Here is a 15,066-nt window from a genome sequence, read left to right as displayed (position 1 = left end):
TAATTATTATATGGTATAATAAATGTAGATTATTGGAAAGGTCGTGCCTTATGAGAGTTAATGTTTCTAATTTAACATTTGGTTATGATTATCGTACTGTATTAAAAGACATTCACTTCAGTCTTAAATCAGGCGATTTTTTAGCGATTGTTGGAAACAATGGTAGTGGTAAAAGTACGTTAATAAAATGTATGCTTGGTATTAATAAAATACCTTCAGGGAAAATCTTGTTGGATGACATTGATATCACTGATTATAAGAACTTTAGAAACATAGGTTATGTCCCTCAAAAATTTGATGATTTCAATTACGAGTTTCCGATAACTGTAAACGAAATATTAAACGCATCTAGATACAGTAGTTTATCTGAAGATGATGTATTACTTGTCTTAGATAAAATTGGTATCTTAGAACTCCAAAATGAAAACATAAATAACTTAAGTGGTGGACAACTCCAAAGAGTATTCATCGCAAGAGCGTTAATGAATGAACCTAAACTATTAATCTTAGATGAACCTACTGTCGGTGTTGATAAAGAGAATGTAACAGCGTTCTATAAAGCAATCAATGAATTAAACGCAGAAGGTATCACTGTAATCTTGATTACACATAACTTACGTGAAGCCAATTGTAATTTTACACATATGATTAGTTTACACAATGGTGAGGGTGTATTTAAAGAAGTAGTAAAGGAGGATGAATAATGGATTTCTTAGCCGTATCTGATCCCTTTATAAAAGCACTTATAGAAAATGAATTTCTACAACGTGCTTTGTTTACTGGTTTATTAATTGGGTTTGTTACTCCGTTAATAGGATCGTTTGTCGTTATCAAACGACTTAGCTTCATCGCCGATACATTAAGTCACTTTAGTTTAGCAGGGCTTAGTATTGGTACATACTTAATTACAGTACTTGGACTTGTATGGATTGCTGATGAATTATACTTAGCAATGATATTCAGTGTTATCGGAGCGTTCATTATTGAAATACTTCGTGGATATTATCAAAACTATAAAGAAATCAGTATGCCCATTGTAATGAGTATGGGTACTGCACTATCTGGATTATTCATTTCACTTAGTGGTGGTATATCTTTAAAACTATATAACTATTTATTTGGAACAATCTTAACTGTTGATGATAACTTTGTTAGAGTCATCACAGTTGCTACTGTTGTTGTTGTATTATTATTAGTAATCTTCTATAAACAAATGGTAATGATTAGTTTCGATGAAACATATGCAAAACTACTTGGAATCAAAGTAAGACGTTTCCAGTTCATGTCTACATTAATTCTAGCAGTCGTAGTTAGTATCAGTTTAGCAACAGTTGGAGTATTACTTGTATCATCATTAATGATCATTCCAGTTGCTGGGGCAATGAAGGTCGGTAAGAGTTTTAAGAACACTGTGAGTATCGCTATCTTATTTAGTGAGTTAAGCGTTATTGGTGGACTTTGGATATCATACGAACTCGACTTCCCAACAGGTGCTACAATCGTATTATGTAATGTATTTATATTAATAACAATCGGTATTGTGAAATACTTTATCAATCTATACAGACTTAAAAGCGACAAAGTAACTGCAACATAAAAAAGAGACCATAATAGTCTCTTTTTTTAATCCCTAGGTCTTCCTTAACCCATCCACGTATATTATATAATAGACTGCCCATTAAAAAAAGGACAAATCTGTCCCTTTTTAGGTTTATTTTTATAAAAACATGCTAATTCCTAACCCAATTAGTATAAAAAGCACTACTTTCTCAAATTTTTGCTCGTTTAGTCTTTTACTAACAAGCATTCCAATTATTAATCCAACAACAAGTCCACCAACCAATATTCCGATTTGCCCCCATAATTCAGGAGTATAACTATTTGATCCGGCTAACATGATGGTAGCGATAATACCCATTACTAAGAAGTGTGTCGCAAGCGTTCCTTTGAACTCTTGTTTTTTTGCTTCTATACCTTGTAAGTATAAAACAACAGGAGGTCCATCTACACTCGCTATCCCATTTCCAATTCCACTAAATGAACCAAAGATGATTCTATTTAAGATAGAGTCTTTTATATGGATATTAAATGTGAATACTTTATTGAATATCGCAAAGAAAATCAATACTCCAATAATGTATTTAACGATTTGCGGACTGATTTGCTCACTGACATATAACCCAAGCGCAGTAAACACAATACCTGCTAAAGTAAGCGGGATAATCTTTATGATTGTACTTTTTTTGAAGTACGTTCTGTTTTCGTATATGAGTAATACGTTTAATAAGACATTCGCAGTAATCATCATTGTTCTAGGTTCAGTAGATGTATAAAGAAGAGACAGTAGCGGAATTGCTACTAAACTACTTCCAAAACCACTCGCTCCTTTTACAATTCCAGCTGCCAATCCTATCAATACAATATAAATGATGATGTCCATAGTATCAACTACAATCTTATAAGTTTTTTAGGGAATTCATTCAATACGATACATCCAGTTTCTGTAAGGATGACATCATCTTCAATTCTAACTCCACCTAAGTCTTTAATATATATTCCTGGTTCTATCGTTACACAAGCACCAAGTTCTAATGGTTTGTCATTTGCTTGTGAAACACGTGGTGCTTCATGTACATCTAACCCAAGTCCATGACCTGTTCCATGTTTAAAGAATTCACCATAACCATGTTTTGTAATAATATCTCTACAAACAGAATCTAATTCCTTACCAGTAATACCAGCTTTTGCTAGTTCTACTGCTTTTGTTTGTGCTTCATACACAACATTATAGATTTCAACCATCTTAGGGTCTACATCTCCAATAGCAACTGTTCTAGTTAAATCTGAAGAATACCCTTGATAGAAACATCCTATATCAAATGTTACAAACTCTCCAGTTTGAATGATTTTATCACTTGCCATACCATGAGGCATTGCCCCTCTTGGTCCACTAGCTACAATGAAACGGTCCCATGTTCTTTCAGAACCTAACTCCATCATTTTTGATTTAATCATTACTTCAACATCTCGTTCTTTTTTCCCTACTAGATCAACATTATCAATAACATATTTAAGAGCTTGATCAGTAATCTCACATGCTTTCTTAAGCAACGCAATCTCTTTGTCTTGTTTACTGATTCTTAATGTCTCTATAACATTGTCTAAAGGAACAAGTTCAACTTCCATTTTTTGATATAAACTATATTCACTAAATCTTATCTTTTGATCAAATCCAAGAGTCTTTACATTCTCTTTTTCTAACACAGATTCAATAGACTTAATAAAACTACCTTCAATCTCAACACTGATAAAATCAGGACATTCTATTTGTACTTGATCTCTGTATCTAAAATCAGATATAAAGTACTGTTTCTCTGCTGTAACAACACTAAACCCAAAAGACCCAGTATATCCTGTAATATATTTTAGATTATTCGCAGCGACAGGATTTTCTAATCCTGTTAAAAGTACTGCATCGTATTTACTATTCTTTATGATTTCTTGTAATCCTTGTAATGACATAATAACCTCCATAATACGTATTTGTTTTAACCTTATTGTCATTATATCAAACATAGAAATAGAATGATATATTTAGTTCAAGATTAATTGTCATAAAAAAAGCACATAAATGTGCTTTCTATTCATAATGTTTTGCTAGTCCACCAATACTTGTCTCTCTATATTTCTCATTGATATCAAGTCCAGTTTGTCTCATTGTTTCAATTACCATATCTAAAGATATCTTTCTACTACCCATTAACAAGAATGCTAATTCAGATGCATTAATCGCTCTATGAGCTCCGACTGCGTTTCGTTCAATACAAGGTACTTGAACGAACCCTTTCACAGGGTCACATGTTAACCCTAGATGATGTTCTAAAGCTATCTCTGCAGCGTATTCTATTTTGTCAATTGAGTTATTGAATAATTCACTATATGCAGCAGCAGCCATACTACACGCTGTTCCTACTTCTGCTTGGCATCCAGCTTCTGCGCCACTGATAGATGCATTGTGTTTTACAATGTTCCCGATTAATCCCGCTGTAGCCAAAGCATCTAGAATCTTTAGATCACTAAATTTATAGATGTCTCTTAAATAATATAGTACTGCGGGTAATACTCCACTTGCTCCGCATGTTGGTGCTGTTACTACGTACCCACCACTTGCATTCATTTCGCTTACTGCGTATGCATACGCAGATACTAAGCGCAATTCATTGCTTGTTTTTGTATTTTGGTTGTAAAGTAATTGTCTTGCTTTTCGTTCTACCTCTAAACTACCTGGAAGGTTACCTTCTGTGTGTAGTCCGGTATTGATACTGTCTTTCATTGTATCCCAGATTGTTTGTAGATATTCTTTGAAAGAGTCTCCTTCAAACTGATAAACATACTCAAATAATCTAAGATTATTTTGAATACAGTATTCTTTTATTTCAGTAAAGTTTTTATGGGGATATACTTGAGGATGATTCTTTAAGGAATCTCCTTTTCGTAGAATACTTCCTCCACCAATTGAGTAATATCTATCAAATCCAACTTGCTCATTGTTTTTATATGAATATAGATCCATTGTATTTGGGTGTTCTAATGTATCTGAAGAGAAAATTATTTCTACATTACGTAGTACATGATTTATTACTTTATCTGTTAAATGTCCTTTACCTGTCAGGCTTAAAGAACCATATAGTATTACCTTATAGTTGTCACCATCGTGATTATTCTTAAATTCTTTACAGATTGCTTCTGGTCCCATAGTGTGAGAACTTGAAGGTCCTCTTCCTATTTTGTATAACGCTCTTATAGATTCCATATTTGTTCTCCTATTGTTTAAAAATCAAACTAATTCTAACATGTTCATTTATGAAAAACAAACAAAAAAACACCTTTTTAATTAAGGTGTTTTATTTCGAAAATTGAAAGCCTGTCGTGAGTGTACTATCATGTTGTTTAAATCCTAATTTCTTGTAGAAATTATGAGTCTTTTCAGAGTTATCAGTTAATAAAATAATTTGTCTGCATTGTTTGTATTTTTCAAGGATTGGGTTCATAAGTAATGACCCTATTCCTGATCTTTGGTATTCTTCTAATACTAGAATATCTTGGATATGACAAACTGTGTGTTTATCACTAATGACTCTTATTAAACCGATTAGTTGATTGTCAATATATGCACCTAGTGATTCTGTGGAATTGATTATTCCACTGAACAGATTATCTAGATTGTTGGTATATGCATACCATTTGTTATCTAGGTATAAGGTTTTTATTTGTTGTTTATCAAATACTAGGTCTTTTACTATAACGTTATTCATAGTACGTCACCTCGTTCATATATAAGCCACCTGCTGGGGCTATATCATTCAATAATGAATTGTCTTTTTTATCTGCAATACTCAGTAGCGATATCTTAGATTTGTTTTGAGCTATATTCATTCCATATCCAACTATATTTCTAACCATGTATCTAAGGAATCCATTTCCTTTGATATAAATTAGTAATACATCACCTTCTTGTTCAAAACGAATATCGAATATAGTTCTTATCGTGTTGAGATCCGTTGTTTTTGTGAATGAGGTAAAATCATGTGTTCCTATTAAGGAACGTAGCTCCTCTTTGAATAGATCTAGATTAAATTCTCCTGGATACCATTCTTGGTTTCTTTTAACAACATCATACTCTTTCATATTTATATGATAGACGTATTCTTTTGAACGTATATCGTATCTACTATGAAATGTTTCGTGAACATTTGACGATTCTTTGATTTGAATTGCTTTGGTTAAATACTTACTAATAACCATTCTCATTTTTTCTCTTGGAATATTACTAGATGTATCAAAGTGTATTACTTGGTTATATGCATGAACACCTTTGTCTGTTCTACCACTACCATATATAACGATATCCTCGTTTAAGGTTGATGATAATGCCTTCTCAAGTTCACCTTGAATTGTTGTTGCGTTTGGTTGTTTCTGGTATCCCGAGAAAGTTGACCCATCATATGAAATAATGCATTTTACACGAGTTTTTCCAATCAGTTTGATTGTTTCATATACTTGATATATCTTATTTTCCTTCATCTTTATCTTGTATGTAACCTGTGTGTTGTTTTTGATTGCGTCAACGATTAAGTAATCGTTGTATTCTTCTGTATTTGTAATTCTATAGTCTTCTACTTTATGAGTATTGAAATACTCTATAATGTTAACTTTTGACGTAAGAACTGTTTCATCAAATAATCTTATTCCTTTAAAGTCGTTGTGTAGTTTTTTGAGTGCTTCTTCTGTTTGATTTAGTGATAGTTCATTTAAGAATTCAGTAACCATCTTTACCATCCGAGGATTCTTGTAACGATTACTCCTGTTAGAGTTAGAAGACTTACAGTAATCAGTATTGTATCTACATTAGACCACTTAAGTAAATGGATTCTTGTTCTTCGTTTTCCTGGAACAAAATTCCTTGCTTCCATTGCGTCAGCTAATTCGTCACTACGTTTGAAACTAATAATAAACATAGGGACTAATAAACTAATAATCTGCATAACTTTATCTTTAAATTTACCTTCACTAAAATCGACACCACGACTTGCCTGAGCAAGCATGATTTTGTTTGCTTCATCAAGTAGAGTTGGAATATAACGTAATGCAATAGCTATTATCATAGCCATTATCTCAGTGTTAACTCCAATTATTTTTAAAGGCTTTAATACCTTTTCAAGTCCTAAATTAAGATCTGTTGGTTTTGTTGTTAATGTTAGGATTGTTGACATTGTTACTATCACGATAAGACGAGTCATAATAAACAGTGCACCTTCTAATCCTTGTTGATATATTTCTAATTGATATGGATTATCAAACAGTGGATTCCCTGGTGTGAAATTGATAAATAACAGGAATGATCCTACAAAGAAAGAAACGAATAATAAGAATCTATATTTGATTACTTTTCTTAATAGTCTCCAAAGTATGAACATACCGACAAATATGAATATATTAATGCTATCTACAATTACGTCTGAGTTAACTAGAAGATCAGTTTCTTCACCTTTAACAAAAAGTAATTGAAATATAAATGTAAATGTTAGTAGGAACATAATTGGTTTTAATCCTTTAAAGATTCTACCAATTTGAATTCCACCAATTCTAAGAATCAGAATTACAATCACCAGCATGATCGCTAAGTGAAGTAAGTTCTTCATAATGAACACACTAATCATGAAAACGAATAGTGCAATCAGTTTTGAACGCGGATCCATTTTATATAAGAAACTATTTCCTGGGACGTATTGACCAATAATGATATTATTCATTACAATACCTCCTTAACAAGATCAAATAATTGATCTACATTCTTAGGTCTTGAATCAAATTTGACATTGAATTTAGATTCAATTTTTCTAGTAATTTCAATGATTTCTGGAAGGTCTAAATTCCATTTATCTAGATCACCTTCAAAGAATAATTCCTCAGCAGAACCATCATATACAAGTTCTCCTTGGTTCATCACTAATACTCTTTTGGCGTACTTATAAACTGTGTTCATATCATGTGTAATAATTACAACACTATTATCTACTTCTTTATGAATCTCTTTGAATAGTTTTAGTAAATTGTCTCTACCTTTAGGGTCAAGACCACTTGTAGGTTCATCTAAAACTAGGATGTCTGGTTCCATTGCTAAGATTCCCGCAATACTAACTCTTTTCTTTTCTCCACCACTTAAATTGAATGGTGAACGAGAAAGATATGATTCATCTAGTCCTACTAGATTAATCACTGTTTTCGCTCGTGCCTTTGCATCTTCTTCAGATACACCGAAGTTCTTAGGACCAAACATGATATCTTTTTCCACAGTTTCCTCGAATAATTGATATTCTGGGAACTGGAATACTAATCCAACTTTTTGACGAAGTGGGTTTAGTTTTATCTTTTTGTTTTTCTTAGTTGTTTTATCAATTTTAATTCCATAAATAGTGATTTCACCTGTTTGAGGTTGAATCAAAGCGTTCATGTGTTGAACAAGTGTGGACTTCCCACTACCTGTCTCACCAACTAATGTTATGAACTCGCCTTTACTCTCGATTTCAAATGAAATGTCTTTTAGAGCGGAGAAAACAGACCCATCCATGGTTCTGTATGAGAAACTTACTTGTTCAAACTTAATTGCCATAATATATCTCTCATTTCCTCATTATTGATCTCTGCTTCTTCTAGTTTATGTAGAAGTTTTAGAGGTAATAACAACTCTAGGTTTGAAGCATTTAATACTTCTTTATTACTTAAGATATCCATAGCATCTCCGCTAGCTAGGATTTCTCCTTCTTTTAGTACAACGATTGTATCACTATATACAGCTTCTTTCATATCATGAGTAATCGATATAATAGTAGCTCCATCTTCTTTTAATTCTCTAATTTGTTCCATGATTGAATCTCGTCCCTTAGGATCTAACATACTAGTAGCCTCGTCAAATATGATAATATCTGATTCCATAGCTAATATTCCAGCTATCGCAACTCTTTGTTTTTGTCCCCCACTCAATTGATGTGGTGGTTTACTAAGGTATTCATTCATACTTACTTTTTTACTATATTTATCAATTCTCTTAACCATTTCTTCTCGTTCTATTTCAAGGTTCTCCATACCAAAAGCGATATCGTCTTCTACAGTAACCCCAACAAATTGATTGTCTGGGTTTTGAAAGACTATACCTATTTTACTTCTAACTTCATATAACGTCTCTTCAGTTAGTGTGATATCGTCTACAACGATTTCACCTTCATTTGCTTTTAGTAATCCCATTATTAGTTTAGATAACGTTGATTTACCACTACCGTTATGCCCTAGAATACTAACCCATTCACCTTTTTTAATGTTTAGATTGATATTCTTTAATACAGGTTGGTTTTTACGGTAAGCAAATGATAAATCTTTTATTTCTATAATGTTCATATCATCAACTCCATTGCTCACGTAATTATATCAAATATACAATGTATTTGCACTAAATATAATCATTTGATTAAATTGATATGTATATGTTTTAAGACATTTTTTTACACGAACTAAAAACAATGTTATAATGGATTACGAGGGTAGGTGTAACATATGAAAATCATAATTTGTCCACAGTGTAAATCAGAAAGTGATGGAGGTACAATCACGTGTAATAATTGTGGAGCACAGCTTATTGCAAATCGGAATATAAGTTCAAAATCTGATTTGCAAAGAAGAACAATGGTTAAACGAAAAAGTGTAAATAAAGGCAAAAGTACATCTAACGGATTGAATGAATTTTTCGATCCATCGAGCACAGTTTGGTTGCGGGTTTTATTGGTTATTTGGATTTTAACTGAAATCAGCGGAGTTCTAGTGGTACTGTATATGTGGTTTAATGATAATGGATTTGGTATCTTAGAATCAATTGGAGGTATATTATCAATACTAGTATTACATTTAATTGTTATGCTAAGTTTAAATCTATACTTTAACGTACAATCTATAAAAGAAGATATGAGTGACATCAAAAAGCTCATGAAACATTTTGCAAATAAAGACAAGTTCTAGAATATTACCGTACAATTTGACAATTCCATGTAAATAAAAGAGACATATTAATGTCTCTTTATTTTATTATAAATGCATCTACAAAAATATAAATCAACTTGCCTTGAATTCAAATTTTTATAGAGTGAGTATTGACTTCGCGAAAACGCTATTTCTAATATGAAACAGTTTCTTTTATAACGCATAGATACTGAACTACTTCATCTAACGTATTTTGAAACTCTGAAGAGGAATCAAAGTACACAGTATTGTGTTCTAAACATTTCTCTTTAATAGTATTACTATATTTTATCATATTATTTATATGATCTTTTATATAGTCATCCATATGAACAACTAGCCAATCATTTGGTTCTGCATACTTTCTTATATTATCCATTTTATCTTTTTGAGATATCTCAGTAAATCCGATAAAACATCGTCGTATTATATTTGGATATAGGATATCAAGTTCATTGATTAATTCAGGTAAAAACTCTTCACCTTCAAAGATGTAATCAATTCCACCTTCAATCATTGATATAATTGTATTTTTTAAAAATGGCCACATTAACTCTGCATTTTTATCCGGCCAGTTTTCTGGATGTATTCCTGTGTCAAACATTCCACCAGCAAATCCCATCATTAATTGATCCACATTTATATATGGGATATTCGTTTTCTTAAACAACATTTTAGCTGCGATTGTTTTACCTGAACGTGACGCTCCACTTATAATATATATCATTGTTGTTCCTCCAAGAATTCATCAAATATGAAATCACTTTGTTTCCAATACTTATGTTGCTCCTTGTGTTGCTCCGTATTGTAAAGGTAGTAGTAAAGCGCTTTTTCCTTGATGTAATTATATACATTGTGTGCATATCTTTTATTATCTAGATATTCAAAATCGTAACTGTTTTGATATAAAAAGTAAATATCATCAAACACTGTTAGATCTAGTTCAAACACAACTTTGTCAAAATAAATCTTTCCAGGTTCTTTTGTTTTAATGTTGTCTTCAAAGATTAGGTTTTCAGTTTTCTTATCAATTTTCTTTAACTTCAAGAATGTATTTAGATCGTTCTTAAACAAATAGAATAGTTGATATATATAACTTGTATGGTGTCTTTCAATATCATTCAAATATGTAAATCTTGTATACGCTTGTGGTAACTGAATATCGTCGCCTGTAAGAACATCAATAAATAACTTAAGGTCGTTAACAGAGAATTGATTGAATATATATGTATGCCTTGAACTGTTAACTAATTTTGATAGTTTTTCAGGTTTCCAATCTTGTAGGGTTTGAGTAACTAATCCATGAAAAGATGTATGACTCATTGAATATGTGTATCCAGCTGTAATGAAAGTTATGATCAAACTAAAGAAGTAATAACTTTGGAACATCGTTAATTCTATAATTGTCAGTCCGATAAATAGCCCGACCATTGCGATTATGAATGATAAATTCTTCATAGTCATCTCTCCTTGTAATTATCTTTACTTATATATTATAACATACGGGCTTATTTATAATACGGCATTTTTGTCCAATAAAAAACACCTTCAAATGAAGGTGTTTTATTACGAATTTATTCTACGAATTCAATGATTGCCATAGGAGTTGAATCTCCACGTCTTGGCCCCATTTTATATATTCTAGTATATCCACCAGGTCTCTCTTTGAATCTTGGTGCGATATCTTCAAATAATTTTTGAACTGCGTTTTTATCTTCTCCGGCGTCTAAGAATCTAACTGTTTGAGCAGCTTGACGTCTAGCATGTAATGTACCTTTTTTACCTAAGGTAACCATTTTGTCCGCTAAGCGTCTTAGTTCTTTCGCTTTAGTTTCAGTAGTTGTAATACGTTCGTGGATAATTAATTGAGTAACTAAGTCTCTTAACATCGCTTTACGTTGATCACTTCTACGGTTTAATTTACTGTAACCAGCCATGAGTGTACCTCCTATTAATGTCTTGCTAATCCAAGACCAAGTTCATCAAGCTTTTGTTTAACTTCTTTTAGAGATTTCTTACCTAGGTTACGAACTTTCATCATGTCTTCTTCAGACTTTTTGGTTAATTCGTTCACTGTGTTAATTCCAGCTCTTTTTAGACAGTTATAACTTCTTACTGATAAATCTAAATCTTCAATTTGCATTTCTAAGATTTGTGAATTTTCTTCATCTTCACGTTCGATCATGAAATCATCACCTTCAAATGTTTTTGTACTTAAATCTTGTAATACATTTAAGTGCGCAATCATCATTCCAGATGCTACTCCGATCGCTTCCTGTGGTGTAACTGCGCCTGTAGTCCAAACTTCTAATACAAGTTTTTCTAATGCTCCGCTTCCTGATGAAGCAGGCTCTACTTCGTAGTTACATCTTTGTACTGGAGTATAGATACTATCGATAGGAATTAATCCTACATGGTCGCTAAACTCTTTATTATTCTCGGCACTAACGTACCCAATACCTTTTTTTGCTACCATTACCATACGGAACTTACCTTTGTTAACTGTAGCAATATGTTGGTCTTCGTTCACTACTGTAACTTCGTTATCACATAGGATATCTTTTGCAGTTACAACATGTGGACCTTCTACGTAAATCTCTAAACGTTTTTCAACGCTTGGATCATCGTTATCAATTGATAGGACAACTTCTTTTAAGTTTAAGACAATAGCTGTAACATCTTCCACTACTCCGTCGATACTTGAGAACTCGTGTTCTACACCATCGATTTCACAGTTTATGATTGCTGCTCCAGGTAATGATGATAACAATATTCTACGAAGTGAGTTACCTAATGTAATTCCATAACCTCTTTCAAGAGGCGATACTACGAATTTTCCATAAGTATTAGATTCGTCAATTGTTTCAATAGTAGTATTTGGTCTTTCAAATTTTAAATTTTTCAAATAAACTACCTCCCTTATTTATTGTCCCATATTATTTGTGAGGTCGTTTTGGTGGACGACATCCGTTATGTGGGATTGGTGTTACGTCTTTAATTGCAGTAATTTCTAATCCTGCTGTTTGTAAAGCTCTAATAGCTGCTTCACGTCCAGGACCAGGTCCCTTAACTGAAACTTCTACTCTTTGTACACCGTGTTCCATTGCTGATTTTGCACATGCTTCAGAAGCTAATTGCGCTGCGAATGGTGTTGATTTACGGCTCCCTTTGTAACCTAATGCTCCAGCACTGCTCCATGCAATTGCGTTCCCATTAGGATCCGTTACTGTGATAATTGTGTTGTTGAAAGTCGAATGAATGTGCGCTACTCCTGAAGGAATATTCTTTTTCACACGACGTTTTCTAGTTTGTTTTTTTGCCATGATATATCCTCCTATTTCTTCTTATTAGCGACAGTTCTTCTAGGACCTTTTCTTGTACGAGCATTGTTTCTTGTGTTTTGCCCACGTACTGGTAATCCTCTTCTATGACGCATTCCACGGTAACTACCGATCTCTTGAAGTCGTTTAATGTTTAAAGAAACTTCTCTACGTAAGTCTCCCTCAGTTTTTATTTCTGAAACTTCAGTACGAATACGACCTAATTCGTCTTCCGTTAAGTCTTTTACTCTTGTATCTTCGTTTACTTCAGCTGCAGCTAAGATTTGCTGTGCTGTTGTCTTCCCAATTCCGAATACATAAGTTAGTGAAATCACTACTCTTTTGTCTCGTGGGATATCTACACCTGATATACGTGCCATCTAGTGAGCCTCCTTTAACCTTGTCTTTGTTTGTGTTTTGGATTCTCGCAAATAACCATAACTCTACCTTTTCGTTTGATTACTTTACATTTATCGCAAATTTTCTTTACACTTGGTCTTACTTTCATTTTTAAAATCCTCCTCTGGAGATTGTTAATTTATTTATGACGATATGTGATTCGCCCACGTGTTAAATCGTACGGTGACATTTCCACTGTAACTCTATCACCTGGTAAGATGCGAATGTAATACATACGGATTTTACCAGAAACGTGTGCCTTGATTTTATGTCCATTCTCTAATTCTACAATGAACTGTGTGTTAGGTAACGATTCAACGACCTTACCTTCTAATTCTATTTTATCTTCTTTTGCCATATAATTCGCCTCCTCTTAAAGCGCAGTTAGGATGATACATTCATCCTCTGTGATTAAAATACTATGTTCAAAATGAGCACTTAATTTTCCATCAATTGTAACTGCTGTCCAGTTATCTTTTAGTACTCTTACTTCTTTTCTACCCATGTTAACCATAGGTTCAATTGCTAGAGTCATACCGCTTTTCAGTAAAGTTCCTTTACCTGGAAGCCCATAGTTAGGTATTTGTGGATCTTCGTGTAAGTTCTTGCCAAGTCCATGTCCTACAAATTCTCTAACGATTCCGTATCCAAAAGATTCTGCGTGTGTTTGTATAGCGTGACTGATATCAGATAATCTGTTACCTGCTGTCGCCATTTTTAATCCCTCGAAAAGTGATTGTTTTGTAACTGCTAATAATTGTTCAGCTTCTTCGCTGATTGTACCAACTGGATACGTCCATGCGCTATCGCCATGATATCCTTTATAGATAGCTCCAATATCGACTGATATGATGTCACCATCTTTAAGAATAACTTCCGCACTCGGTATACCATGTACTACCTGTTTATTAACACTTGTACATGCACTTCCTGGGAATCCACCATAACCTTTAAAGGAAGGTATAGCATTGCTATTTCGAATTACCTTTTCCACAAGTTGATCTATTTCCATTGTTGTTACACCTGGTTTTATGAACCCTTTAATCTCATGATGAGCAAGGGCAACGATGCGCCCTGCTTCTCTCATCAGTTCAATTTCTCTTTTACTTTTAATAGTTACCATTAGTTTATTTCATCCAGTATATCTATAATGTCTCTGTATACATGATCGAAATCCTGCATTCCATTTACATTATATAAATTATGTTGTTTATCGTAATAGTCTAATAAAGGTTTAGTCTTAGTTTCATAAATATCCAGACGGTTCTTAACACTTTCAGTAGTATCATCTTGACGTTGATATAAATTTCCACCACATTTGTCACATACATCAATAACTGATGGACGTTTGAAACGTAAATGGTATGTTGCATCACAACCATCGCATACACGACGTTGTTCCATACGTTCAAATAGAACGTCATGGCTTGATAAAATATTGATCACCTTGTCTAAGTTTGTCCCCATGTCAGTTAACATTTCATCTAATGCAATTGCTTGTGCCACAGTACGAGGATATCCATCTAAGATGAAATTATCTTCAGCATCTGCTTTACTAAGTCTGATACGTACTATCTCATTTGTGATATCATCACTAACAAGATTTCCGTCTTTTATATATTTCATAGCTTCGATACCTATTGGCTCATTGTTATTGAAAGCATCTCTGAACATTTGTCCAGTTGAGATACTAACGATATTATAATGTTCTCTAATACGTGCAGATTGGCTACCTTTACCAGCCCCTGGAGGGCCCATAACTAAGATTTTCAAACTG

At 33.0% G+C, this 15,066-nt stretch carries 21 protein-coding genes; 3 read left to right on the top strand and 18 right to left on the bottom strand.

The window, feature by feature from the left end; translation table 11 throughout:
* The first annotated feature begins 50 nt into the window (after nt 1-50).
* Together AC2LE6_RS02865 and AC2LE6_RS02860 are read left to right on the top strand one after the other, a co-directional pair.
* Nucleotides 51-704, top strand: coding sequence for a metal ABC transporter ATP-binding protein (locus AC2LE6_RS02865; protein WP_484477737.1), 654 nt, complete (start codon nt 51-53; stop codon nt 702-704).
* The gene (locus tag AC2LE6_RS02860; RefSeq protein WP_484477736.1) at nt 704-1,597 is read left to right on the top strand and encodes a metal ABC transporter permease; all 894 of its coding nucleotides are present in this window, start codon (nt 704-706) and stop codon (nt 1,595-1,597) included. The genes AC2LE6_RS02865 and AC2LE6_RS02860 overlap by 1 nt, the downstream gene beginning before the upstream one ends.
* 120 nt (nt 1,598-1,717) lie before the next feature.
* On the opposite strand, the gene AC2LE6_RS02855 is transcribed toward AC2LE6_RS02860, so the two are convergent.
* From AC2LE6_RS02855 to AC2LE6_RS02820, 8 genes are all read right to left on the bottom strand, one after another.
* Complete coding sequence (locus AC2LE6_RS02855) at nt 1,718-2,440, bottom strand: sulfite exporter TauE/SafE family protein (protein WP_484477735.1); 723 nt, start codon at nt 2,438-2,440, stop codon at nt 1,718-1,720.
* A gap of 8 nt (nt 2,441-2,448) precedes the next feature.
* Nucleotides 2,449-3,522: a M24 family metallopeptidase gene (locus tag AC2LE6_RS02850; RefSeq protein WP_484477734.1), complete on the bottom strand. Its 1,074-nt coding sequence runs from the start codon at nt 3,520-3,522 to the stop codon at nt 2,449-2,451.
* Nucleotides 3,523-3,640: 118 nt separating this feature from the next.
* On the bottom strand, nt 3,641-4,813 hold the full coding sequence (locus tag AC2LE6_RS02845) for an L-serine ammonia-lyase (protein WP_484477733.1): 1,173 nt from the start codon (nt 4,811-4,813) through the stop codon (nt 3,641-3,643).
* 91 nt (nt 4,814-4,904) lie between these two features.
* Complete coding sequence (locus AC2LE6_RS02840) at nt 4,905-5,315, bottom strand: GNAT family N-acetyltransferase (RefSeq protein WP_484477732.1); 411 nt, start codon at nt 5,313-5,315, stop codon at nt 4,905-4,907.
* Nucleotides 5,308-6,330, bottom strand: coding sequence for a tRNA pseudouridine(38-40) synthase TruA (gene truA / locus AC2LE6_RS02835; RefSeq protein WP_484477731.1), 1,023 nt, complete (start codon nt 6,328-6,330; stop codon nt 5,308-5,310). The genes AC2LE6_RS02840 and truA overlap by 8 nt, the downstream gene beginning before the upstream one ends.
* Nucleotides 6,331-6,332: 2 nt before the next feature.
* On the bottom strand, nt 6,333-7,313 hold the full coding sequence (locus AC2LE6_RS02830; protein ID WP_484477730.1) for an energy-coupling factor transporter transmembrane component T family protein: 981 nt from the start codon (nt 7,311-7,313) through the stop codon (nt 6,333-6,335).
* Complete coding sequence (locus tag AC2LE6_RS02825; protein ID WP_484477729.1) at nt 7,313-8,173, bottom strand: energy-coupling factor transporter ATPase; 861 nt, start codon at nt 8,171-8,173, stop codon at nt 7,313-7,315. Before AC2LE6_RS02825 ends, AC2LE6_RS02830 begins: the two co-directional genes overlap by 1 nt.
* A complete protein-coding gene (locus AC2LE6_RS02820; RefSeq protein ID WP_484477728.1) occupies nt 8,149-8,955 on the bottom strand; it encodes an energy-coupling factor transporter ATPase in 807 nt (268 codons plus the stop codon). The genes AC2LE6_RS02825 and AC2LE6_RS02820 overlap by 25 nt, the downstream gene beginning before the upstream one ends.
* A gap of 156 nt (nt 8,956-9,111) precedes the next feature.
* On the opposite strand from AC2LE6_RS02820, the gene AC2LE6_RS02815 reads away from it, so the two are divergent.
* Nucleotides 9,112-9,570, top strand: coding sequence for a hypothetical protein (locus AC2LE6_RS02815; protein WP_484477727.1), 459 nt, complete (start codon nt 9,112-9,114; stop codon nt 9,568-9,570).
* Nucleotides 9,571-9,724: 154 nt separating this feature from the next.
* Here the strand turns inward: AC2LE6_RS02815 and AC2LE6_RS02810 are convergent, their stop codons facing one another.
* The 10 genes from AC2LE6_RS02810 to AC2LE6_RS02765 form a co-directional block, all read right to left on the bottom strand.
* On the bottom strand, nt 9,725-10,297 hold the full coding sequence (locus tag AC2LE6_RS02810) for a hypothetical protein (protein WP_484477726.1): 573 nt from the start codon (nt 10,295-10,297) through the stop codon (nt 9,725-9,727).
* Nucleotides 10,294-11,028, bottom strand: a complete 735-nt coding sequence (locus AC2LE6_RS02805; protein ID WP_484477725.1) for a hypothetical protein — start codon at nt 11,026-11,028, stop codon at nt 10,294-10,296. Before AC2LE6_RS02805 ends, AC2LE6_RS02810 begins: the two co-directional genes overlap by 4 nt.
* A gap of 116 nt (nt 11,029-11,144) precedes the next feature.
* The gene (gene rplQ / locus AC2LE6_RS02800) at nt 11,145-11,507 is read right to left on the bottom strand and encodes a 50S ribosomal protein L17 (protein ID WP_484477724.1); all 363 of its coding nucleotides are present in this window, start codon (nt 11,505-11,507) and stop codon (nt 11,145-11,147) included.
* A 14-nt stretch (nt 11,508-11,521) separates the two neighbouring features.
* Nucleotides 11,522-12,475, bottom strand: a complete 954-nt coding sequence (locus AC2LE6_RS02795) for a DNA-directed RNA polymerase subunit alpha (RefSeq protein WP_484477723.1) — start codon at nt 12,473-12,475, stop codon at nt 11,522-11,524.
* Nucleotides 12,476-12,506: 31 nt separating this feature from the next.
* Entirely contained in the window at nt 12,507-12,893 is a 387-nt protein-coding gene (gene rpsK / locus AC2LE6_RS02790; protein ID WP_484477722.1) for a 30S ribosomal protein S11, read from the bottom strand.
* Nucleotides 12,894-12,904: 11 nt separating this feature from the next.
* Complete coding sequence (gene rpsM / locus AC2LE6_RS02785; RefSeq protein WP_484477721.1) at nt 12,905-13,270, bottom strand: 30S ribosomal protein S13; 366 nt, start codon at nt 13,268-13,270, stop codon at nt 12,905-12,907.
* Between the two features lie 14 nt (nt 13,271-13,284).
* Complete coding sequence (gene rpmJ, locus AC2LE6_RS02780; protein ID WP_484477720.1) at nt 13,285-13,398, bottom strand: 50S ribosomal protein L36; 114 nt, start codon at nt 13,396-13,398, stop codon at nt 13,285-13,287.
* 30 nt (nt 13,399-13,428) lie between these two features.
* Complete coding sequence (gene infA / locus AC2LE6_RS02775; RefSeq protein WP_484477719.1) at nt 13,429-13,647, bottom strand: translation initiation factor IF-1; 219 nt, start codon at nt 13,645-13,647, stop codon at nt 13,429-13,431.
* Between the two features lie 15 nt (nt 13,648-13,662).
* Nucleotides 13,663-14,412 (bottom strand): type I methionyl aminopeptidase, encoded by a 750-nt coding sequence (map, locus tag AC2LE6_RS02770; RefSeq protein WP_484477718.1) that lies wholly within the window; start codon nt 14,410-14,412, stop codon nt 13,663-13,665.
* The gene (locus AC2LE6_RS02765; protein ID WP_484477717.1) at nt 14,412-15,062 is read right to left on the bottom strand and encodes an adenylate kinase; all 651 of its coding nucleotides are present in this window, start codon (nt 15,060-15,062) and stop codon (nt 14,412-14,414) included. The genes map and AC2LE6_RS02765 overlap by 1 nt, the downstream gene beginning before the upstream one ends.
* Between the last annotated feature and the right edge of the window lie 4 nt (nt 15,063-15,066).

The organism is Candidatus Izemoplasma sp. (genome assembly GCF_982632705.1).
This window is presented reverse-complemented; position numbering and strand designations above follow the sequence as displayed.